The following is a 23,457-nucleotide window of genomic DNA, read 5'->3' on the forward strand; positions in this document are numbered from 1 at the left end:
CTAAATTGTTTATTTAGCAGTTTTTACTGACAACCACATCATCAATCAAACCAATACTATATTACAATGCGCAAGATTTTAACGTTACTCTTGTTACTATGCTTTTCTGTATCCTTTAGCCAAACCATCACTTTAAAAGGAAAAATTACCGACAATGACAATTTTCCTTTAGAATCGGCTACAATCTATCTTACAAACGTAAAAGATTCTATAATGGTAGATTACACCATTTCTAACAAAAACGGAAACTGGGAGCTTAAAATTAAAAAGCTTGACAAACCTGTTTTTCTTAAAGTATCGTACGTTGGCCTCGCCAATCACAGGGAGCAATTGAACGATGTAGCTGCAGACCGTGACTTTGGCACTATCAAACTTGCCGATCTGTCTACAGAACTTAATGAAGTTGTAATTGAAAATGAAATTCCGCCTATCCGTATAAAGAAAGACACATTAGAATTTGATGCTGCTTCATTTAAAGTAAGGCCGGATGCCAACGTAGAGACATTATTAAAACAGTTACCCGGCGTAGAAATTGACGACGAAGGTAAAATACGCGTAAACGGCAAAGAAGTAAACCAGATATTGGTAAACGGTAAGCCCTTTTTTGATAAAGATGGTAAGATTGCACTGCAAAACCTACCCGCAGATATCATCAACAAAGTACAGGTTACCGATACAAAAACTAAAAAAGAAGAGTATACAGGAAAAGATGCATCCGGAAATAATGCAAGTATAAACCTTACCATAGACGAAGAAAAAAACAAAGGCTTCTTTGGCCGCTTTTTAGGCGGATATGGTAGCGATAAACGCTATGAAGCCAATGCATTGGTAAATTATTTTAAAGGAAGTAGAAAGCTTAGTGTATTAGCATCGTCAAACAATATAAACACTACCGGCTTTACCATGGATGAAATATTTGACAGCATGGGCGGCGGACGTAACAATACTATTTATACCAGCAGCGATGGTAGTTTTGGTATAAACGATATGCGATTTGGTGGAAACAGGGGTATTACACGTACAAATATTTTTGGAGCTACTTATTCTGATGAATTGTTTAAAGGCTTTACACCTAACCTAAATTACTTTTATACTGCTGCCGATACCGAGAATGATAACAGAACACGATCTGAATCATTCATACCGGCTACACCGGGATCTGCAGACACGAACAGGAGCCTGATAAGCGAATCATCATCGCGTACCGATACAAATAAATATGCTCATAACATGGGTGGTGAGTTTGAATTTAAAATTGACTCCACATCTACTGTTTATTTTTCACCAAAGTTTATAAAAGCCAATTCTAAAACAGCTATAAGATCTGCAAGTTCTACCCGCAATCAGGACAACGCGCTTTTAAATGAAAGTTCAGGGTCAACTTTTGATGAAACAGACAACAATGCTTTTTCAGCCAATCTTACCTATAACAAGATACTGAATAAAAAAGGCAGTTCGTTAGCGTTTGAAGTTAACATGGAAAATAAGCTTGAAGATGCTTCTTCCTACAACAATACGTCTACTTATTTTTATGGAAACCCGGACAATCCTGAAGATGAAGGCCGATCTGATATTCGAAATCAGTTACAAAAAAATATAACTACCAACGATACCTACCGATTTAACTTCGAGTTTAATGAGGCAATTACCGATTCGCTTAGCATTAGTGCCGGAGCCACCTACAGCAAAGATCTTAATACAAAAAACCGTAAAGGATATAACTTTAATGATTTTACCGGTGGCTTCACCAATATTGCCGATTCGCTTACGAATTACTTAAGAAGCGATGAGACAAGAATTACACCGTATGCAGGTATAAACATAAGTAAAAGCAAATTTTACATGGGGGCAAGCTTTGGTACTGCGATAACCAACTACGGAACCTTTGGTTCTTATTTAGGCAAAGATTATGTGGTAAATAAAAATTATATGCTACCGTGGGCTAATGCTTATGCCAATATCAGGTTTACAAAATCTATGTATATCTACTTAAATTACAGTTTTAGTGCGGATATGCCAACGGTAGACCAGATATTGCCAATAACAGATGTGAGCAGTGCCCTATATACTATTACGGGTAATGAGAACCTTACTCCAAATAAATCGCACAACACATATATTGGCTTTGGCAACTATGATTATGCAAGCCGATCGGGATATTCTATATATGTGGGCGGTAATTATTTTGAAAGCAATGTTACCCAATTTACAACAATTGATGAAAGCGGTAAACAATTTATAACATACGGCAACCTTGGCGGAACGTTTTCCAGCTACGGAGGTGGAAACTGGAGCAAACAAATTAAAACTGAAGGAGCGCACAAATACAGGATCAATGCATCTATAAATGGGGGATTCAGTAAAAATAAAGGAAAGACTAATGATGTTTTATATGAATCGTTATCCTATAACATTGGCCCTAAAATAGGTTTCACCTATGAATACGGCGATTTACTAACCATAAGCCCTATTTACAGTTTTGATTACGAAGAAACCCATTTTGACAATTTTACAACTGATTTTACGTCCAGGTTTGTACATAAGGCAGGGCTTCAAACAACAAATTACTGGCCTAAGCACGTAGTATTTGGTAATGACTTTACCTACACCTATAATTCTAATTTAGGAGATGGCTTTAAACGGGATTTCTTTTTATGGAATACAAGTCTTGGTTACAGCTTCCTAGGTGATAAAGCCATGTTTAAGGTAAAGGTATATGACGTATTTAACCAAAACCTTGGCACTACGAGGAGCATTAGCCCTACCACCATTGCAGATACACAAAACACCGTATTGAAGCGATATGTAATGTTCTCACTTAGCTTTAAGATTGATAATTTTGGCAAAAAGAAAGAAAATAATGAAAACGAACGCCGCTTCTGGCAATTTTAGTATAGAGAAAGGCTGCGTAATGCAGCCTTTCTCTATATAATTCATAACAATTGTTACCAACTTCCTCCGGCACCGCCACCACTAAAGCCGCCACCGCCGAAGCCGCCGCCAAATCCTCCACCGCCTGAACTACCGCCACCAAAGCCTCCACCTCCGCCGCTGCCACGTCCAAGGCTGCTTAGAATTATCATTGAGGCTAGGTCGCTTCCAAAGCCGCTACCGCCGCCTCTTCCACCACGACCTCCACCTTTTTTAAGTATAATGATAACGATTATAAATATAATAATGAAGAAAATAATACCTCCTCCACCGCCGCTATCATTGCCTTTTCTAAGGTTTTTACGTTCTTCTTTATACTCACCTTTCATTACACTGATAATAGCTGTTGTGCCATTATCAATACCCGAATAATAATCGCCCGCTTTAAATGAGGGCTTAATATCATTCTCAATAATAAGTTTAGCCATGGCATCAGTAAGCAAATGCTGTACACCATCTCCGGCCGCAATAAAAATTTGCCTGTCGTCTTTTGCTACAAGTAGCAGTATACCATTATCCTTGCCTTTTTGACCAATACCCCATTTGTCTGCAATATCAAAAGCAAACTTCCAGGGTTGTTCACCTTGCGTTGTAGGCACAACAACAACCACAATTTGTGTGGAAGTACTATCGGCATAATTTATAAGTTTCTGCTCAATAGATTTTTTCTGCGCCTCATCAAGCAATGTAGTTCCTATTTCGTAGTAACTGGTTTGAAAGGCAGGCTTTTCGGGTATCTTGACATCCTGGCTAAACCCTGCTAATGTAAACAGCAGCGTAAAAAGGAGTACTATATTTTTTCTAATAAGGTTTTTCATTAGCTTTTTGATATTTCGTTTGGCAGTTCATCCTTATCCTCCTCAGAAAAAGGAAAATACTGTTTAAGGCGGTCTCCTGCCCTTACAACACCTTCACTTAATCCTTGTGCAAAACGGCCATTCTTAAAATGATCAATTACAACATCGCGTGTACAATCCCAAAAGTCATTTTCGACAACTTTATCTATACCTTCATCGCCTATAATAGCAAAGGTATGATCGTCTATCCCTACATAAAAAAGCACGCCATTTCTTGAGGCTGTCTTATCCATACCCAAATTAAAAAAAACCTCCTGTGCTCTTTCGAGAGGAGGTTTTTCACTATGACTTTCTATGTGCACCCTTATCTCACCCGATGTGTTCTTTTCAGCGACAACAATAGCATTTACTATCTGCTGTTCTTCTTCCGGGGTAAAAAAATCGTTAGCTGCTGACATATATTATTTAAAATCAAAATTTACATCCGGTGCTTTCTCTGCGCCAGCTTCTGCTTTAAACCTTGGCATTTTTTCGAAACCAAAAAGTCCTGCAAAAATTGAACTTGGAAATCTTTCCGTTTTTACTTCATAAGTACTTGCTGCGGCGTTGTATCTGTCACGTGCAACATTAATCCTGTTCTCTGTACCTTCTATCTGAGATTGAAGTGCCAAAAAGTTAGAATTAGCTTTAAGGTCGGGGTAACGCTCTACATTTACCAATAATCTTGATAATGCACCCGAAACACCTTCCTGCGCCTGTTGGAACTGTGCCATCTGATCCGGAGTAATATTAGAAGGATCTATTGTTACAGAAGTAGCTTTTGCTCTTGCTTCTATAACAGCCGTTAGTGTACTTTTTTCAAAATCTGCTGCTCCCTGAACTGTTTTAACCAAATTTCCAATAAGGTCATTTCGTCTTTGGTAGCTACTTTCAACATTAGACCACGCCGTTCTCGCTTCTGCCCTTACACCTACAAGTCCATTATATGATGATATTGCCCAAATTGCAAGTATCACAACAATAACCACTGGGATAATCCATTTTTTCATTTGCGTTCTGTTTTAAAGTTCGTTTTTAAGATTTATTAAATTGGTTTTTATAGTCTCTAATTTACGGATAATTTCAAACTTATCTAAAGTTTTTTTCTGTCCTTCTTTAAGGTGCACTTTTGCACCATCCAACGTAAAACCACGCTCTTTAACGAGGTGGTAGATAAGCTGAAGGTTTGTAACATCTTCGGGCGTAAACATACGGTTACCCTTAGCGTTTTTCTTTGGCTTAAGCACATCAAACTCCTTATCCCAAAAACGGATGAGCGATGCATTTACATTAAACGCTTTGGCGAGTTCGCCTATACTGTAATATCTTTTTTCGGGAAGGTCTAAATGCATTAGTCAAGCGATTGGTTTTCCTGGTTAGCTAATTTAGAAATTAAAATGAATTCTTTCGCAGAAATGTTTCCGTAATAGAAGTTAAGCGGGTTAACCACTTCTCCATTTTTATGCACTTCGTAATGCAGGTGGGGTGCCTCACTTCGGCCTGTACTGCCTACATAACCAATAACGTCTCCCCTTTTTACCTTTTGCCCGGCTTTAGCTTTGTATTTACTCATGTGTCCATACAAGGTTTCATATCCAAAACCATGACGGATTACAATGTGGTTACCATAGCCCGAAGATTTATTATCGGCAACGGTAACTACACCATCACCGGTAGCATAAATTGGTGTCCCTGTACGGGCAGAGAAATCCATCCCTGCATGAAACTTACGTATTTTGGTAAAAGGGTCGCTTCTATACCCAAAACCCGATGCCATTTGACGCAGGTCTTCATTTTTAACCGGCTGAATAGCGGGAATAGCAGTTAGCAGCTTTTCTTTATCTTTTGCCAGTTTAGCAATTTCATCAAGCGACTTGGATTGGATCACCAGCTCTTTAGAAAGTACATCAAGACGTTTGGTAGTACCAATTACAAGATCTGAATTGTTATACCCTTCCATTTCCTTGTATCGGTTAACCCCACCAAAGCCTGCCCTACGTTGTTCTTCGGGAATTGCCGTGGCATTAAAATAAGTGCGGTATAAATTGTTATCGCGGGTTTCTATATCGCCAAGCACTTCGTCTACCTGATCCATTTTACGGTTTAGTATTTCGTAGCGTATTTTCATGTTTTCAATTTCCCTTGCCTGAAGCCTGTCTTTTGGTGTCTCAAAAAACGGCGTGTTAAGCAGGGCAACAAAACACAGGAAACCAAACAGTGCCGATGCCACCAGAAAAAGCACAATATAGCCAATGCTTCTGCCGGCTTTGGGCTTTAATATCCTGTATGCTAAGTTTTCTGCGTCGTAATAATATTTTACCTTCGCCATGTTCTAAATTATTCTATTTTTGCACCTTACAGATTTTCTATAAAGGTGCATAACTGATAAACGAACAAATGTAATAAATGTTACGGTTTTACCGCTACTTTTTTCGGTTACGCCCTTTTAAATAAACGATAAATAAAATTTCAGCCCATATATGAAATCCCAGGATATCAGGAAACAGTTCTTAGATTTTTTCAAGGAAAAAGGCCACCTAATCGTGCCTTCTGCACCTATTGTTACTAAAGACGACCCTACGCTTATGTTCAACAACTCGGGTATGGCCCAGTTTAAGGAATTCTTCCTTGGCAACGGCACACCGAAGAGCAAGCGTATTGCCGACACCCAGAAATGCCTTCGCGTATCTGGTAAGCACAACGATTTGGAAGATGTAGGTTTTGATACCTATCACCATACCATGTTTGAAATGCTTGGTAACTGGAGCTTTGGTGATTACTTTAAAAAAGAAGCCATTAACTGGGCGTGGGAACTTTTAACTGAAGTATATAAAATACCAAAAGACATTCTGTATGTGAGTGTTTTTGAAGGAAGCCCTGAAGAGAATGTACCATTCGATCAGGAAGCTTATGATATCTGGAAAGGTCTTATTGACGAAGACCGTATTATTCTTGGCAACAAGAAAGACAACTTCTGGGAAATGGGCGACCAGGGTCCGTGCGGACCATGTTCTGAAATTCACGTAGACATCCGTTCTGCTGAAGAGAAAGCACTTATATCGGGTAAATCACTTGTAAATAACGATCACCCACAGGTTGTTGAGATATGGAACAACGTATTTATGGAATTTAACCGTAAAGCTGATGGTTCACTTGAAAAACTGCCTGCTCAGCATGTTGATACAGGTATGGGCTTTGAGCGTCTTTGTATGGTGTTGCAAAATGTTACATCTAACTACGACACAGATGTTTTCACTCCGCTTATCGAGAAAATTGAAATTCTTACAGGGGCCAAATACACTATTAAAGCAGCAAACGACGCTGAAGAGAAAACCAATATTGCTATTCGTGTTATTGCCGACCACGTCCGTGCTGTAGCTTTTGCTATTGCCGATGGTCAGCTGCCATCTAACGGTGGTGCAGGATATGTAATACGCAGGATATTAAGAAGGGCTATCCGTTACGGATTTACCTTCCTTGACAAAAAAGAGCCATTCATTAATGAGCTTGTAGCTGTGCTGGCTACGCAAATGGGCGAATTCTTCCCGGAGATCAAGTCGCAGCAGTCATTGGTTACCAATGTAGTCAGGGAAGAAGAAGCTTCTTTCTTAAGAACACTGGATCAGGGATTACAACTGCTTGACAACGTTATTACACAAACAGATGGTAAAGAAGTTTCAGGCAGTAAAGTATTTGAACTATATGATACTTTCGGTTTCCCTGAAGACTTAACAGCGCTTATCCTTAAAGAAAAAGGCCTTGAATATAACAAAGCCGATTTTGATGCTGAGCTTAAAAAACAAAAAGACCGTTCGCGTGCCGCTTCTGAAGTAGCGACAGACGACTGGGTTCTTTTAGCAGAAGGCAATATTGAAACCTTTGTTGGTTATGATCAGGCAGAGAACGAAGTGAAAATTACCCGTTACCGTAAAGTAGATTCTAAAAAAGATGGTGTTTTATATCAGATCGTTTTAGACAATACTCCTTTCTATCCGGAAGGCGGAGGACAGGTAGGTGACAAAGGATCTTTGGTAGCGGCAAACGAAACTATCGAAGTACTTGACACTAAAAAAGAAAACAACCTTATACTGCACATTGCTAAAAAGCTTCCTGAAAACGTAAACGGTACTTTTATTGCAAAGGTTAATGAGAAGCTAAGAAGTGATTCTGCAAGTAACCACTCGGCTACCCACCTCCTTCACCAGGCGTTGCGCACTATACTAGGCACGCACGTTGAACAAAAAGGATCGTTGGTAAGCCCTGGCTATCTTCGTTTTGACTTTTCGCATTTTGCAAAAGTTACCGATGAGGAATTGAAACAGGTAGAAGATTTTGTAAACGCAAGAATACAGGAACACCTTCCGCTTATTGAGCGCAGGAACATTCCGTTTAAACAAGCAGTTGAAGAAGGTGCAATGGCACTTTTTGGTGAAAAATATGGCGATAATGTACGCGCCATTAAATTTGGCGAAAGCATGGAGCTTTGCGGTGGTATACACGTAAGGAACACTGCCGATATATGGTACTTTAAAATTGTAAGCGAAGGTGCGGTTGCTGCCGGTATCCGCAGGATAGAAGCAATAACCAATGAAGCTGTTAAAGCTTACTTTGCCACACAGGAAAAAGAACTTGAAGAAATTAATGCTGCACTTAAAAATCCACAGGATACGCTTAAGGCTGTAGTATCGCTTCAGGACGAAAACACAAAACTTAAAAAGCAGCTTGAAGCACTGCTTCGCGATAAGGCAAAAAACCTTAAAGGCGAACTTGCAACAGAGCTTAAAGAAATAAACGGCGTTCAGTTTCTTGCAAAACAGGTAGACCTTGACGCCACAGGCGCTAAAGATCTTGCTTACGAACTGGGAACTTTAGGCACTAACTTATTCCTTGTACTGGCTACTGCCGATGAAGGCAAGCCAATGCTTACCTGCTACATCTCTAAAGAACTTGTAGCCAATAAAGGCCTTAATGCAGGACAGGTAGTACGCGAACTGGGTAAATTTATCCAGGGCGGCGGCGGAGGACAGCCTTTCTTTGCTACTGCCGGCGGTAAAAATGCTGCGGGTATTAATGATGCATTAGCAGCAGCAGAAAATTTCATAAAATAAATTAATGAAAATTATACAAAACCCCAACTGCTTTGCTTTTGGGGTTTTGTTTTTTTAAATTTACAGTATAATAAAAACAACATGCAGTTCTCAACTCAAATACCTGTTATCCCAAGCAATAATCCGATTGATTACAACTCTAAAATTGTGTCATTAGGATCGTGCTTTGCTGTGAATATTGGGCAAAAGTTTGATTACTTTAAATTTAAAAATACGACCAATCCTTTTGGGATATTGTTTCATCCGCTGGCGCTGGAAAAGTTTATAAGCTATGCTTTAAACAATAAGCAATTTACCGAAGCTGATACTTTTGAACAAAATGGACTATGGCATTGCTTTGATGCACATTCTGATCTCAGCCATATTAATAAGGCTGCGTTACTAGATAATCTTAATGCAGCATGCTCTTCGGCGAATGCCACAATAAAAGAAGCAACGCATCTTATCATTACCCTTGGTACGGCCTGGGTATACCGTTACATTACAACAGGGAACCTTGTTGCCAACTGCCACAAAGTACCTCAAAAAGAATTTACAAAAGAGTTGCTCTCAGTTGACACTATAAACCAAAGCCTGGACAGCATTATCACACAAATACAGGAAGTCAATCCTAATGTTCACATCATATTTACTGTATCACCAGTACGCCACATCAAAGATGGTTTTACCGAAAACCAGTGGAGCAAAGCAAATCTTATAAGTGCGTTACACCAGGTACTGAAAACTGACAGCCTGAAACTAAACATTGCCTATTTCCCTTCATACGAAATTATGATGGATGAATTACGCGATTACCGCTTCTATGCCGAAGATATGATACATCCGTCGGTTACCGCTGTCGATTATATATGGGAGCGCTTTACAGGCGCTTATACCACTCCACAGACACAGGAAACCATGAAGCTTGCAGATAGTATCCGGAAAGGATTAGCTCACCGACCTTTTAACCCCGATACAACCCAGCATAAACAATTTTTAGCAAAACTGGATGATAGGATTGCAGCACTGAAAAAGCAGCATCCTCACATTAGCTTCTGATTATTTATAGCAATTATAACATACCCTCTTACAAATTCTCCTTACATTTAAAATAAAAATGGTACGCAAGATCATCATCGTTATTGCCTGCATAGTGCTTATAGTACTCGCTTTCCGCTACTGCGAATTTAAAAAAGATAACACTACTCAAATTGAGGAAACAGCCCTTATACAGGAACAGATACGCAATGTCGGCAAACTTGTAGTTACCGAAGGCCATTTCTCGGAAGTGCTTACATATAAAGATCAGCAGAAATATTTTCTGGATATGATATCTGTTGAAAAGAAAGCTTTGGTAATTGTAAATGCTGATGTAACCGTAAGCTACGATTTAAGCAAGATTGAATATGATATTGATGAGGCAAATAAGGTTATCACGATAAAAAACATCCCAAAAGAAGAGATTAAAATTAATCCCGACCTTAAGTTTTATGATGTGAAACAGAATGGCTTTAATGAGTTTACCGGCGAAGACTACAACAAAATAAATGCAACGGTAAAAAAGAACCTGGCTAAGAAAATTGAGAAATCTACACTTAAAACAAATGCACAGAACCGCCTTGTAAGCGAGCTATCTAAAATACTCATCCTAACAAACACAATGGGATGGAAACTGCAGTATAACGGCGATATTATTACCACGAATGAAGAACTGAAGCTTTAAGGTGCTTTCTTCTTGGAGAGGTTGCCTACTCCCTTCATTAAGCCATTATAGTTAAATAGGACAAAGGCCAGATACGTAATAAACATCAAGCTCCAAACCATGAACATACGTATACCGCTTACTTCGGTAAACATCATTATCATCATGGTGATAAAACCCAGTATCCATGTTGCAAAAAGCGTTAGATAAACCACATTTGCAATGGCTTGCGACGCTTTTTTAAAACCTATCTTGCTCATTATAACAAAAGGCAAGGCTAACACCAACATGAGTGCAGGCACGCCAAATGCTCCCCAAATTACCATGTATTGCGGATTTTCTTCAAGCATCTGAAGAAAGTCATATAATTTAAAACTGAACTCCATTGTATTGTTTTTCCTGTTCTGATATCTCCAGCAGCGACTTTTCTTTATACCCCATTAGTTTCGCAAGAATTACCGGGGGAAACTCTGTAATGCCAATATTATACATAGTAACACTTTCGTTGAAAAATTCACGCCTGTCGGAAATTGCATTTTCAAGTTCGGAAACCCTTGTCTGTAACTGTGTAAAGCTTTGAGCAGCTTTTAAATCGGGATAGTTTTCCGACACGGCAAAAACAGTTCGCATAGCCTTATCCATTTCGTTAGATAACTCCACCTTCTTATTTTCATCTTTAGTATTTAGAAAACGTGTCCGAACTTCCGTAAGCTTTTCGAGTAGTCCTGCTTCGTAGCTACTGTACTCTTTAACCACCTTAATAAGATTAGGTACTTCATCGGCACGCTGCTTAAGCAGTACATCTATATTGGCGAATGCTTTGCCAACATTAAACTTAAGCATAACAAGCTTATTATATGCCGAAACAATTACGCTTATAAGTCCTATTACAATAAGTATAACTATTACTAATGCTAATATCTGATTCATACTTTTTTAGTTTAAAAAATTAAAAAAACTGTTCCAATCAAAGATGGCAGCACTCAAGTGCATAACCACTTCACCATCTTTTATCTCCATAGGAGAAACAAGTAATATGGCGACCATTATCCCCAAAACTCCCGAGAAGAAGGCAAATGAATTAAGAATTGGCTTATAGGTATTGTACTCCGTTACTTTGTCGAGCGGTGCTATTCCGAAGACATTTTTAATATTTTCATGTTCTATAATTGGCGTGTTGCCTCTCAACGACGCCTTGCCTATTATAAGCACATGATCGTTTTGCCTGAGTAGAAATTGCGAATACCTTCTACCTCCGGCTGAATGGCGCGAATCAACTTCTATCCATATGAATTCAATTTTTTCAGGGTTTACTTCTATGGTTCCGGTTTCATCTGTTATAAAAAAAGGATTGCATACCGTCTCGGCAGAAATTTGCGAATAGCTTTCCCTGCCATCATCATCCCTCGATATACTTTCTACAACATATTTGTACCCTATACATTCTTTTTTCTCTATACGGGCAATTACCGGCTGGTTGGTGGTAATCTTTCCTTCAACTTCTACAAGTCCCATAGCGAGCGACCTTATCTTTGATGTCGGCAATGTAGCCTGGTATTTTTTAAACCTGTTTTTAGAACTTGGCATTATGCCTCCAAAAAATGCTATCGCAAAAATTATAAGAAAAGCATATGGCCCAGAAGCGACAAATACAACGCAAAAAACAATTACCCATACCGCAATCAGAATTCTTTTCCACAGCGGTTTTTTCGGTTTCGGGGTAATGTAGTATTGTTTGGTTTCGGGATCTCCTTTTATGGCGGAGCGTATCATACCAATTATACCCAATAAGAAAACAGACGCTACCATAAGCCCAAACGCGGCTGCCATTAGTGCGGGAAGGATAAAATACGACACTAACAACACCAACGGATTTAAAGCAAAGAAAATCCATTTCGGCTTAAGGTTAACGTTATATAAAAGGGAAAATATAGCCGTATGAAAAATGGCGATCCCCATGCTAAACAGCATGAGAAAGAAAAGAAATTGGATAGGAATGTCGAGAGCTAAAAATTCCCTTATTTCATACATAAGTAAGGCTTCAAATTTTAAATAAATTTAGAGTTAAAGCATGTAAGAATTACCCTAATTAACATTTATTTAAAACTTGAAGCCTAAAAAATTAATTCACTCTCTCTTTTTCAAAAATAAGTTCAAGTCCGCCTTCAATAAGGTGTGCAACCTCCGGGCGGTTTGCCTTTACGGCATCCAGGTGCAGCATAACCTGCTGTAATAATTCCTGGTTGTTATTTTTATGGGCAAGCTCAGCTATTTCAACAGAAAGCAGCCAGTCGTTACCATGTTTTTCTTTAAGTAATGTAAAAATTTCTTCAAGGTTTTGATTAGCCTCTTTAACTTCACGAATGTTCCTTACATTTCTGTATAAATCTTCAAGATCTTCCCTTTCAACAGATTTAACCGCTTTAATGGTTTTGCTTGATGGCACATGCGTAATCATATCAAAACTATTAACATCGGCCGGGCCCGAAAAAGCAGAAACTACTTTTTTACCTACAGCCATATCATAAATCCCCCATTCCGGTTGGAACAATACAGTCTCGTTATGGGTAACCGTACAGTCTTTAAAGCTGATAAGGATAATTTTACCCTGAATGTTTCTTGTACCGGTGATGATCTCACCACTTACGGTAATATCGCCTTCAAATTCTAGTGTTACGCGTTTACCTTCGTAAATATCGTACGCCATTAAATCGCGCGGACTCATATCTTCAACCGAAAGGTTAATACCTTTAAGCTTACCAATCGGGCTACCAAAACCTTCTGCATGGTATGATGTGCCATGCCCTACAAGTTCTTTTTCTCTATACGATAATGCAGTCTGACCTGTAGTCTGTAAATAGACAGGTTTGCCTTCGCTCTCAATAACATTAGTAAATACACCCGATATCTGTATACCTGTACTAAGTTCTACAGTACCCAACGCTTTAGACTTTATCAGTTTCTCAACACTTCTAAGTCCGCCTGTACGAAGCGCCATTTTATTAGCGAATTCTTCCAGTACAAGGCTAAGATGGGCAAAGTCTGGCGTTACAAAAAGCTGCGGCTGTGGCTTTGTAATATCAAAACCCTGGTAAGCGGCTTCAATGTCGTAAGGTACTTTCTTAACGTTGTCGGTCATACACCAAGCGCTTTCTCCAATTGATGAAAGCAATCCTGCACCATATATTTTAGGGTCTTCAACAGTCCCTATAAGGCCGTACTCTACCGTCCACCAATGCAGGTTACGTATAAGTGCCATTTCCGAAGGTTCGGCAACATCGTTCTGTAATTCGTCAACACGTTTTTCAATCGCATCAATTTCATCCTGAGGTGTGCCTTCTGCTTCTTTTAATATCGATAGAAGCCTGATAGCTTCATAAATTTCATAATCTCTTGCCGACGAAATAGCCTTACAGCCAATTTCACCGAAACGTCTTAAATATTCTGCATATTCCGGATTGGCAATTATCGGCGCATGCCCTGCCCCTTCGTGGATAATATCCGGTGCAGGCGTGTATTCGATGTGCTCAAGCTGACGGATATCTGAGGCTATAACCAATACGTTATATGCCTGGAACTCCATGAATGCATTTGGCGGAATAAAACCGTCTACCGCTACAGCAGCCCAGCCTATTTCCTGCAATATCCTGTTCATACCATACATGCTCGGGATATTATCTACCTCGATACCTGTTTTTTTAAGCCCTTCAAGATAAGAACTGTGTGCTACCCTGCTAAGATAATCTACATTTTTACGCATTACATAGCGCCATACCGCCTGGTTTATAGGCGTATAGTCGTTGTAATCCTGTGGTTTTATAAATTGCTTTAAGTGCTTTGGCAATCTGTCTATAAGCGGGTTGCTCTCAATAGGTGCATTCATATCGTACAAACGTTATTTACATGGTAAATTTACGAATTTCTCACATAATATTATTAAACTGTAAAATTTATATTTTAAATACTCTAAAATCCTGCCGCTTGTTAAATATAAAGCAACACTTACAAAAGCAAAGCCACGGCTTTAGACCGTGGCTAACAGAAACAAAGTAATAATTGAAATAACAATTGATTAAAACAGTACATATATAACTTAAGTACTTGCTATTTTAGTATACAACTCCTGAAAAATTTTCTGACAATAAAAAAACCGAAGCTTTAAAGGCTTCGGTTCAGTATATTATTTCTTTGCTTTTTTCTCCGGCGGAAATTGTTTCATGATCTCTGCAACAAATTCGTTTATACGGGCTTGTTTCTTATCGCGGTCCAGTGTTAGCACACCCGAACCTATTCCCTGCCAAACCAATTCTTTTTTATTAGCATCTATCAGGTCTATAAAAAGTGTCCCTTCGGTAGAGGTGCTTACAGATGTGTAATTACCACCCCACATTCCGGGTCCGCCCCAGCCTCCCCAGCCGTAACCCCAGCCCCAGCCAAAACCGGCGCCGTAGCCCCATTGGTTTACGTCGACTTCTTTGTGGGCTTTGGTAAACATATTTATCAGCAATGCAGGTTTATCGCTTTTGGTAAAGCCCTTTTTCTGCATTTCTGCATCAATGGCACCTAGTATCCTTTTTTTATCAAGGTCAGATATCTCAGCCTTTTCTATAGCCTTATCAAAAAAGCCATAGGTTTTATATTGGTTAAAATCGGTGTTATCATCATAATCCGTATTAACCCGTACAGAACTGCAGGAGGCTGCAATAGCCATAATAAACAGTAGCGATAGCAATTTTAAAGTCTTCATAATCTTAAAAGTTAATGGTTCATAGCAATGTGGTAAAAAGCGCTGACGATTAACTTTCGCAATTATCAGCCCAGCAACGCGTCGTCTACTAAATTAGGCAGTGTTACCTTAAGCAGCGGTTCTACTTCCATAGCTCTTTTTATGGCAAAAACAGCTTCTTCGTTACGGGCCCAGCTGCGTCGTGCAATTCCATTATTTACATCCCAGAAAAGCATTGATTGTAAACGCCTTGACGCTTCCGGAGAACCATCAAGAACCATACCAAATCCGCCATTAATTACTTCTCCCCAGCCAACTCCACCTCCGTTATGAATACTCACCCAGGTTGCCCCGCGGAAACTATCCCCAATAACATTATGAATGGCCATATCTGCTGTAAAACGGGAACCGTCATAAATATTAGATGTTTCACGGTACGGTGAATCAGTTCCGGACACATCATGGTGGTCACGGCCTAATACTACAGGTCCTATTTCTCCATTAGCTATCGCTTTGTTGAAAGCTTCAGCAATGTTTATCCTTCCCTGAGCATCTGCATATAATATACGCGCCTGAGAACCCACTACAAGTTTGTTCTCCTGTGCCCCCTTAATCCATTTTATGTTGTCCTGCATCTGTTGTTTTATCTCATGAGGTGCAGTTTTAGCCATATCCTCCAATATTTTTGCCGCAATAGCATCTGTTTTGGCTAAGTCTTCCGGTTTACCCGAAGCACATACCCAACGGAATGGTCCAAATCCGTAATCAAAACACATTGGCCCCATAATATCCTGCACATAGCTAGGATATTTAAAATCGACACCATTAGCCGCCATAACATCGGCTCCTGCGCGTGACGCCTCCAGAAGGAAAGCATTTCCGTAATCAAAGAAATAGGTTCCTTTAGCGGTGTGTTTGTTTATAGCATCTGCCTGCCTGCGTAACGACTCATGTACTTTTTGCTTGAAAAGCTCAGGATTGTCAGCCATCATTTTGTTCGACTCTTCTAATGAAAGTCCAACGGGATAATAACCGCCAGCCCACGGATTGTGAAGCGAAGTCTGGTCGCTGCCCAGATCGATATAAATATCCTGTTTATCAAAAGCTTCCCATACCTCTACTACGTTACCCTGATAAGCAATAGAAACCACTTCTTTATTGGCTTTCGCCGATTCTACCCGTTTTACAAGAGCCTCAATATCTGTAACAACTTCATCTACCCATCCCTGAGAATGTCGTGTATTTACTGCCTTAGGGTTAACCTCTGCACAAACCGTAATACAACCTGCAATGTTACCTGCTTTTGGCTGGGCACCGCTCATACCTCCAAGTCCTGAAGTAACAAATACTTTTCCTTCAAGACCTTCGCCGTTCCTGGCGATTTTCCTTCCGCCGTTAAGCACGGTGATTGTAGTACCATGAACAATACCCTGCGGACCAATGTACATGTAGCTTCCTGCAGTCATCTGTCCGTATTGCGATACACCAAGTGCATTGAATTTTTCCCAATCATCAGGTTTCGAATAATTAGGAATAACCATACCGTTAGTAACCACTACCCTTGGCGCCTCTTTGTGCGAAGGAAATAATCCAATGGGATGCCCGGAGTACATAACAAGCGTTTGCTCATCGGTCATTTCACTAAGGTATTTCATGGTAAGCCTGTACTGCGCCCAGTTAGAAAATACCGCCCCATTACCACCATATGTAATAAGCTCATGTGGGTGCTGCGCCACAGCATAGTCAAGGTTATTCTGAATCATCAGCATAATGGCCTTAGCCTGCTGCGATTTTCCGGGGTATTCGTCAATTGGCCTTGCATACATCCTGTAATCGGGACGAAGACGGTACATATAAATACGCCCGTAAGTTTCAAGCTCATGCGAAAACTCTTTTATTAGTTCCGCATGATGCTCCGGCTCAAAGTAGCGAAGTGCATTTCGCAAAGCCAGCTTTTTCTCCTCCGCCGTTAGTATTTCTTTACGCTTGGGTGCATGGTTAATATCCGTTTCATAAGGCTTAACCTGTGGTAAAACAGAAGGGATACCTTCCTGTATTTGTTGTTGGAATGTCATATTTTATATAGTGTTCAGTGTTCAGTGTTCAGTATCCAGTGTTCAGACAGGGCGTTGCTGCCCGCTGATCACCGCCCACTGTTTACTTTTTAAATGTTCCTGTTTTTTTATCATATCCGTACGGGCAATGGCGGCATCCGTTTTTACAACAGAAGCCACGCTTTAAATGAAATTTTTCGGTAAACACCTTATAGCCTTCCGGCGTAAGGTAATAATCTTCACCTTCTATTATTTTTTTTTCAGAATTTTGCCCACTCATACGCGCAAATTTATGAACTTTACATTTAATGATACTAATTGCGTCTAAATATTTAATACCGAAAGGATATACCGGCATGGCATTGTTTCCTTTTATCCTGTTACGCGATAAAAGGATGAAAACAAACCATCGGCTCATTAATCATGAGAGAATCCATTTGCGCCAACAGCTGGAAATGCTTGTTTTACCTTTTTACATTTGGTACATAGCTGAATATTTAATATTTCTGCTAAAATTTAAGGATAAGAAAAAGGCATACTACCATATAAGCTTTGAACGGGAAGCCTATGGTAATGAGGCCAATCAGAATTATTTAAAAACGAGGCGTTTCTGGCATTTTTTAAAATACCTAAACACAAAGTAAATCGAACTTTACAACACAGCGCTATTAGTATTAAGTACTTATATTTGCCAACGCAAACAGCAATAACCCTCACTTGAAAAAGGATCTTACTTTTAAGCTTTACACTTCCTCATTGCAATTACCTGAAGGATGGGATACTATTGCCACGAAAAATATTTTCCTTTCAGCCGGTTATCTTGGTATTTTAGAAAAGGCTGCTCCTCAAAATATGCAGTGTCATTTTATAGGGTTATTCAATAATGAGACATTGTGCGGTATCGCATTAGCGCAGTACATTAACCTTAGACGCATAAACACTTTTGTAGAAGAAAAAAGCTTTAACCTGAAAGACTATATTTTCAAGAAATTTTCGTCGCACATTATAGTTATTGGCAACAATACCCTAACAGGACAGAATGCCTACTTATTAAATGATTTGATTTCGGAGACCGAAGCATTACGATTATTCAGGGAAGCACTACAAGTATTGAAGAAGCATTATAGAAAACAATGCATCTACATTAACCTGCTTGCAATTAAAGATTTTAACGAAGCCGAAATGCCCGATTTTAATGCCGCGGGGTATAGTAGCTATTATAAGTTCTGCACCCAGCCTAACATGATATTTGATATCCGTGAAAACTGGCATAGTATAGACGATTACCTGGCAGACCTTACTACAAAATACCGGACACAGTACAATCGTGCACGCAAAAAAGCAGAAGGTGTAGAAAAACGAAAATTGTCATTTGCCGATATAAAACTCCAACAGGAAAGGATACATCAATTGTATATGACCGTTGCACAAAATGCATCGTTTAATACATTTCACCTACCGAAAAATCACTTCGAAGTTTTTAAGGAACAACTCAAAGACAACTTTCTCTTATATGGCTATTTCATCGATGACAAACTCGTAGGCTTCAGCACAGTTATTAAAAATGGCTGCGATGTTGACACCTACTTTTTAGGTTACGATGATGCTATTCAAAAAGAAAAGATGCTCTATCTTACTATGTTGTATGATATGGTAGGCTATGCCATTAAAAAGCAATTCAGCCATGTTATATTTGCGCGATCTGCTATGGAAATTAAAAGTTCTGTAGGCGCACGTTCTGAAGAGGTGTATGGAATGATCAAACACACCAATCCCCTTCTCAACTTTTTTATGGCGAGACTATTTCAATACTTTGACCCGAAAGTAGCATGGAAAGCACGAAGTCCTTTCAAATAGCTATGGGATTGCCACACGCATTTGCCTGTGCAGTATTTTTACATCAAGTCGGTCTTCCTCACCGCAAAACTCACCGTCTATCTGAAAACATACCGGAACATTAGTGGTTATTAACGCTTGTTCGGTAGAAATAATCACGATATCTTCAACGTTATCTACAGGCATATTACCCGTTAATATTTTCCCGATAAGAAGTACGTCAAGGCTTTTAAGAATCACGATCTCAAATTTACCATCATCCATAATACCAATAGGATTAATGGTAACTCCGGTACCATACTTTTGCGTATTGGCTATAACCACCATCCTGGCTTCCGTCTCTATTGTTTCTCCATTAGCAACAATAGTAGCTCTGAAAGGATCATCAAGGTCGGTTAGCGTGCTAATTGCTTTTAAAGCATAACCCAATTTACCACGAATAGCACTTCCTTCATAATTACGTATTAGTTCGGCATTAACACCAATGTCGCTTAAGTGAAGGCTCTTTTTTCCGTTGATGCATACCATATCCATCTCCATAACATTGCCATGAAAAGCGATCTTAAGGTTTTCCTCTAAATCCGTAGGAAGTTTAAGGTCTACTGAAAGTCCGTTTGCCGATCCCGCCGGAAGCACCCCTATCACCACATCATTATGCTCAACGGCTTCGGCCACCATTTTTACCGTACCGTCACCACCCGCCACAAGTATACGTTCGGGTCTATGCTCGGCATATAACTCCCTTATACTTTTTTCATCATCCTCCCCGGTCGTTTCAAATTCAATCAAATTGATACCTTCCGCTTCGGCATATGCCCTGCTGGCTGTAATAATTTCAGTCTTATCATTACCTCCTGCAATAGGATTAACAACCAATAAACATTTCTTTAAGGCATCCATCTGAGTTTTTTTATTAAATTTAGATAAATCCAAACGTTTAACATCTTATCAAATTTATAAATTTTCATGAAGCCAATCTTAAAACTCTATCGCGGATATGCTAATGATCAGGAACTCATAGTATTTGGGCATGTATTTAAGCCCAATACTGCGGGCGGTTATGAATTTGAAAAGAAGCGTTTTAAAAATGCGAGGTCTATGATCCGCATGTTCAGAATTAAAACCATTGCCAATGCCGACGTTTATCTTGAACATAATGGCATTCAAATACACACTAAAGCGCTTGACGACGGCTATTTTAAATTCTGCATCCCGCTTAAAGACAAAGAGCAGACAGAATACGGGTGGAGCGATTATCATGTAAGTATTTTTCATAAAGGTGAAGAAATACGTGAGAAAGGCACTTTCATCCATCCGCCGGAAGGCAATCTTGGTTTTATCTCGGATATTGACGACACTTTCCTGGTTTCGCATACGCGGAATGCATTTAAGAAACTCTACATATTACTATTTCGAAATATAAACGACCGTAAGATATTTGAAGATGTTGTGCCGCATTATCAGGCGCTGAGTACATCCGGACGTAACAAGAAAAATGAAATGAACGCCTTTTTCTACGTTTCCAGCAGTGAATGGAACCTGTATAAGTTCATTGTAAAGTTTACTGAGAAACACCAGTTACCGCGTGCCGTACTTTTGTTGAAAGATATAAAGACCAGTCTTATGGACTTTTTTGTTACAGGCCGGGGCAATCACGGGCACAAGTTTGATAAGATAAAACATATACTGGAGTTTTACCCTCACCTTCAATATACCTTGCTTGGAGATGATTCTCAGCATGACCCGTTCTTATATGAAGATGTATGTAAGATATTCCCGGTAACGGTAAAAGCTGTTTACATAAGACAGACAGGACATCATAAAAAAGAGAAAGCACTAAAAGCGATAAAGAATATAGAATCAATGGGGGTAGCTGTTTGCTATTTTAAAGACAGCAGCGAAGCTATTGAGCATTCAAAACGTATTGGTCTGATATCATAAATTTAAGTTAGCAGAAAAACAATTACACTTTAAATGCCGTAAATTTAACAGTGAACCAAGTAACACTTTTAAACATGAAGAAGCTAATTTTAATGTCAGGCCTTGCCATAGTAATGATGGCTTCCTGCAAACAAAAAGAAGAGCCGGTACCACCTGCTACACCACCACCCGTTGAAGATCCGGCACCGCCGCCAACTCCCAGACCGGTAACGCAAACGCCACCGCCAGCTGTACCGCCAACACCACCTGTTGAAGATCCAGACGGAACATCTGTGAGCGTAGGCAGTGACGGTATAAGCGTTAAAAACAAAAATGGAGACGCTAAAAATAATGTTACCATCTCGAGAAAGAAAACAGAAATGGAAATTAAAACCGATAAATAAACAAAATGCTCCCAGTTAAGGGAGCATTTTTTATGCGTTGTCTATTTCGTCCTGAACAAGAGCCCAGTCTTCCATTAGTTTATCGAGTTCTTTTTTCTTATTCTCGTATGCAGTAAAGAAAGCAGCATCTGCCATAAGCTTTTCATAATTTCCTGCAAGCAGTTTATCATCATGCTGAATGCCGCGCTCCACTTCTTTAATCTGGCTTTCAATCTTGCTCAGTTTATTTTGAAGTGTTTTATTCTTTTTCTGATCCTGATATGAAACCTGTTTGTTATCTTTTGGCGTTTCTTTAGCTATAACATCCCTTTTCTCAACTTCACGCATATTTTGCATATTACGTTGCTCAAGGTAGAAGTTAATATCGCCAAGGTATTCCCTTATTTTCTGGTCTTTAAATTCGTAAACAATATTACTCATCCCCTGAAGGAAATCCCTGTCGTGAGATACCAATAATAAAGTACCTTCAAACTTTTGAAGCGCAGCTTTTAAAACGTTCTTAGATTTAATATCAAGGTGATTGGTAGGCTCATCCATTACAAGCACATTTATCGGCTGTAATAACAGCTTACAAAGTGCCAAACGGTTACGTTCACCTCCCGAAAGCACTTTTACTTTCTTCTCCACATCATCCCCCCTAAAAAGGAATGACCCAAGCATATCGCGTACTTTAGATCGGTTTGTATCTGTAGCCGCATCCTCCATAGTCTGAAGCAGCGTAATTTCGCCATCAAGGTACTCCGCCTGATTTTGCGCAAAATATCCAAGCTGCACGTTATGACCTAGCTTAATCGTTCCTTCATAATCAATATCTTTAGTGATCGCTTTTATAAAAGTCGATTTTCCCTGACCGTTCTGTCCAACAAAAGCAATCTTACTGCCACGTTCTACAAGAAGGTCAATATCTTTAAGTATGGTCTTATCGCCATACTTTTTAGTCACATCTTCCGCTTCAACCACAACACGCCCCGGCACCACAGAAACCGGGAACGATATGTTCATTACCGAGTTGTCATCCTCGTCAACCTCTATACGCTCAACTTTATCTAGTTTCTTAATCAACGATTGCGCCATTGATGCTTTAGATGCTTTCGCCCTGAACTTTTCAATTAACTTTTCAGTCTGCTCAATTTTTTTCTCCTGGTTTTTTTGGGTCGCTAATTGCTTCTCCCTAAGTTCCTGCCTTAATTCCAGGTATTGTGAATAAGGTTTATTAAAATCGTATGCTTTACCTAACGATATTTCAATTGTTCTGTTCGTTACATTATCAAGGAACATCTTATCGTGCGATACAATAACTACAACACCGGGATAAGTCCTAAGGAATGATTCCAACCAAATGATGCTCTCAATATCAAGGTGGTTGGTAGGCTCATCGAGAAGCAACACGTCGTTATACTGTAATAGTAGCTTTGCTAACTCGATACGCATACGCCATCCCCCAGAAAAAGTATCGGTAGCTTTATCAAAGTCCTCACGCTTAAAACCAAGGCCAAGTAATATCTTCTCGGTATCTCCAACATAGTTATAACCACCAAGAATTTCATAATGATGTGTAACATCACTTAAATCTTCAATAAGCTGGGAATATTCTTCACTTTCATAATCGGTACGGGTCACTAACTGGTGGTTTATCTTATCGATTTTAGCTTCAGCCCTTTTAATTTCTTCAAAAGCCTGATACGCCTCCTCAAGAACAGTACGCCCCTTGATAAAATCGATATCCTGTTTCAGAAAGCCAAGTTTTATCTCCTTTTCGGTAGCAATAACGCCCGAATCATATTGTTGTTCGCCCGAAAGTATTTTTAGCATGGTCGATTTTCCAGCTCCATTCTTACCTACAAGGCCCACTCTGTCTCCGGCACCAAGCCTGAAAGTAACTTCCTCAAACAAATATGTCCCGCCGAAAGAAACCGATAAATTATGTATGTTAAGCATTATTCTTATGTCTTATTTAAGTC

Annotated in this window: 21 protein-coding genes; 8 read left to right on the forward strand and 13 right to left on the reverse strand. The window is 39.5% G+C overall.

The genetic code is table 11. The features are described 5' to 3' along the window. The first annotated feature begins 66 nt into the window (after window positions 1–66). Window positions 67–2,892 carry a hypothetical protein gene (locus ALW18_06765; GenBank protein AOE52237.1) on the forward strand — a complete coding sequence of 942 codons (2,826 nt, stop codon included), beginning with the start codon at window positions 67–69 and terminating at the stop codon, window positions 2,890–2,892. A 53-nt stretch (window positions 2,893–2,945) separates the two neighbouring features. Here the strand turns inward: ALW18_06765 and ALW18_06770 are convergent, their stop codons facing one another. The 5 genes from ALW18_06770 to ALW18_06790 are packed head-to-tail and all read right to left on the reverse strand — an operon-like array spanning window position 2,946 to window position 6,096. Continuing rightward, window positions 2,946–3,749, reverse strand: a complete 804-nt coding sequence (locus ALW18_06770) for a hypothetical protein (protein AOE52238.1) — start codon at window positions 3,747–3,749, stop codon at window positions 2,946–2,948. Then, window positions 3,749–4,186: a hypothetical protein gene (locus tag ALW18_06775; GenBank protein AOE52239.1), complete on the reverse strand. Its 438-nt coding sequence runs from the start codon at window positions 4,184–4,186 to the stop codon at window positions 3,749–3,751. Before ALW18_06775 ends, ALW18_06770 begins: the two co-directional genes overlap by 1 nt. A 3-nt stretch (window positions 4,187–4,189) precedes the next feature. Then, window positions 4,190–4,777: a LemA family protein gene (locus tag ALW18_06780; protein AOE52240.1), complete on the reverse strand. Its 588-nt coding sequence runs from the start codon at window positions 4,775–4,777 to the stop codon at window positions 4,190–4,192. A gap of 12 nt (window positions 4,778–4,789) precedes the next feature. Next, window positions 4,790–5,119, reverse strand: coding sequence for a transcriptional regulator (locus tag ALW18_06785; GenBank protein ID AOE52241.1), 330 nt, complete (start codon window positions 5,117–5,119; stop codon window positions 4,790–4,792). After that, window positions 5,119–6,096 (reverse strand): peptidase M23, encoded by a 978-nt coding sequence (locus tag ALW18_06790; protein AOE52242.1) that lies wholly within the window; start codon window positions 6,094–6,096, stop codon window positions 5,119–5,121. The genes ALW18_06785 and ALW18_06790 overlap by 1 nt, the downstream gene beginning before the upstream one ends. Before the next feature lie 151 nt (window positions 6,097–6,247). Here ALW18_06790 and ALW18_06795 point away from each other — a divergent pair, with 151 nt between their 5' ends. The 3 genes from ALW18_06795 (at window position 6,248) to ALW18_06805 (ending at window position 10,577) form a co-directional block, all read left to right on the forward strand. Further along, window positions 6,248–8,875, forward strand: a complete 2,628-nt coding sequence (locus ALW18_06795) for an alanyl-tRNA synthetase (protein AOE52243.1) — start codon at window positions 6,248–6,250, stop codon at window positions 8,873–8,875. An 81-nt stretch (window positions 8,876–8,956) separates the two neighbouring features. Further along, on the forward strand, window positions 8,957–9,913 hold the full coding sequence (locus ALW18_06800) for a GSCFA domain-containing protein (protein ID AOE52244.1): 957 nt from the start codon (window positions 8,957–8,959) through the stop codon (window positions 9,911–9,913). Window positions 9,914–9,971: 58 nt separating this feature from the next. After that, window positions 9,972–10,577 (forward strand): hypothetical protein, encoded by a 606-nt coding sequence (locus tag ALW18_06805; protein AOE52245.1) that lies wholly within the window; start codon window positions 9,972–9,974, stop codon window positions 10,575–10,577. On the opposite strand, the gene ALW18_06810 is transcribed toward ALW18_06805, so the two are convergent. The 6 genes from ALW18_06810 to ALW18_06835 all read right to left on the reverse strand — a co-directional run bounded on the left by ALW18_06810 (window position 10,574) and on the right by ALW18_06835 (window position 17,357). Further along, a complete protein-coding gene (locus ALW18_06810) occupies window positions 10,574–10,906 on the reverse strand; it encodes a hypothetical protein (GenBank protein ID AOE52246.1) in 333 nt (110 codons plus the stop codon). The two genes, ALW18_06805 and ALW18_06810, sit on opposite strands and share 4 nt — an antisense overlap. A 19-nt stretch (window positions 10,907–10,925) precedes the next feature. After that, entirely contained in the window at window positions 10,926–11,486 is a 561-nt protein-coding gene (locus ALW18_06815) for a hypothetical protein (GenBank protein AOE52247.1), read from the reverse strand. 6 nt (window positions 11,487–11,492) lie between these two features. Beyond that, the gene (locus ALW18_06820; protein AOE52248.1) at window positions 11,493–12,515 is read right to left on the reverse strand and encodes a hypothetical protein; all 1,023 of its coding nucleotides are present in this window, start codon (window positions 12,513–12,515) and stop codon (window positions 11,493–11,495) included. A 163-nt stretch (window positions 12,516–12,678) separates the two neighbouring features. After that, the gene (locus ALW18_06825; GenBank protein AOE52249.1) at window positions 12,679–14,439 is read right to left on the reverse strand and encodes a phenylalanine 4-monooxygenase; all 1,761 of its coding nucleotides are present in this window, start codon (window positions 14,437–14,439) and stop codon (window positions 12,679–12,681) included. Window positions 14,440–14,736: 297 nt separating this feature from the next. Continuing rightward, window positions 14,737–15,303 (reverse strand): hypothetical protein, encoded by a 567-nt coding sequence (locus ALW18_06830; GenBank protein ID AOE52250.1) that lies wholly within the window; start codon window positions 15,301–15,303, stop codon window positions 14,737–14,739. Between the two features lie 65 nt (window positions 15,304–15,368). Continuing rightward, the gene (locus tag ALW18_06835; GenBank protein AOE52251.1) at window positions 15,369–17,357 is read right to left on the reverse strand and encodes a urocanate hydratase; all 1,989 of its coding nucleotides are present in this window, start codon (window positions 17,355–17,357) and stop codon (window positions 15,369–15,371) included. 287 nt (window positions 17,358–17,644) lie between these two features. On the opposite strand from ALW18_06835, the gene ALW18_06840 reads away from it, so the two are divergent. After that, window positions 17,645–17,980, forward strand: coding sequence for a hypothetical protein (locus ALW18_06840; protein ID AOE52252.1), 336 nt, complete (start codon window positions 17,645–17,647; stop codon window positions 17,978–17,980). A 73-nt stretch (window positions 17,981–18,053) separates the two neighbouring features. Next, entirely contained in the window at window positions 18,054–19,193 is a 1,140-nt protein-coding gene (locus ALW18_06845; GenBank protein AOE52253.1) for an 8-amino-7-oxononanoate synthase, read from the forward strand. Here the strand turns inward: ALW18_06845 and ALW18_06850 are convergent, their stop codons facing one another. Next, complete coding sequence (locus ALW18_06850; GenBank protein AOE54337.1) at window positions 19,194–20,072, reverse strand: diacylglycerol kinase; 879 nt, start codon at window positions 20,070–20,072, stop codon at window positions 19,194–19,196. 66 nt (window positions 20,073–20,138) lie between these two features. Here ALW18_06850 and ALW18_06855 point away from each other — a divergent pair, with 66 nt between their 5' ends. Together ALW18_06855 and ALW18_06860 are read left to right on the forward strand one after the other, a co-directional pair. Beyond that, window positions 20,139–21,113, forward strand: a complete 975-nt coding sequence (locus tag ALW18_06855) for a hypothetical protein (GenBank protein AOE52254.1) — start codon at window positions 20,139–20,141, stop codon at window positions 21,111–21,113. A 92-nt stretch (window positions 21,114–21,205) separates the two neighbouring features. Beyond that, complete coding sequence (locus ALW18_06860) at window positions 21,206–21,496, forward strand: hypothetical protein (protein ID AOE52255.1); 291 nt, start codon at window positions 21,206–21,208, stop codon at window positions 21,494–21,496. A 30-nt stretch (window positions 21,497–21,526) separates the two neighbouring features. On the opposite strand, the gene ALW18_06865 is transcribed toward ALW18_06860, so the two are convergent. Continuing rightward, window positions 21,527–23,434 carry a glycosyl transferase family 2 gene (locus ALW18_06865; GenBank protein ID AOE52256.1) on the reverse strand — a complete coding sequence of 636 codons (1,908 nt, stop codon included), beginning with the start codon at window positions 23,432–23,434 and terminating at the stop codon, window positions 21,527–21,529. Between the last annotated feature and the right edge of the window lie 23 nt (window positions 23,435–23,457).

It is taken from the genome of Flavobacterium psychrophilum, assembly GCA_001708385.1.
In the GTDB taxonomy this organism is placed as follows: Bacteria; Bacteroidota; Bacteroidia; order Flavobacteriales; family Flavobacteriaceae; genus Flavobacterium; species Flavobacterium psychrophilum_A.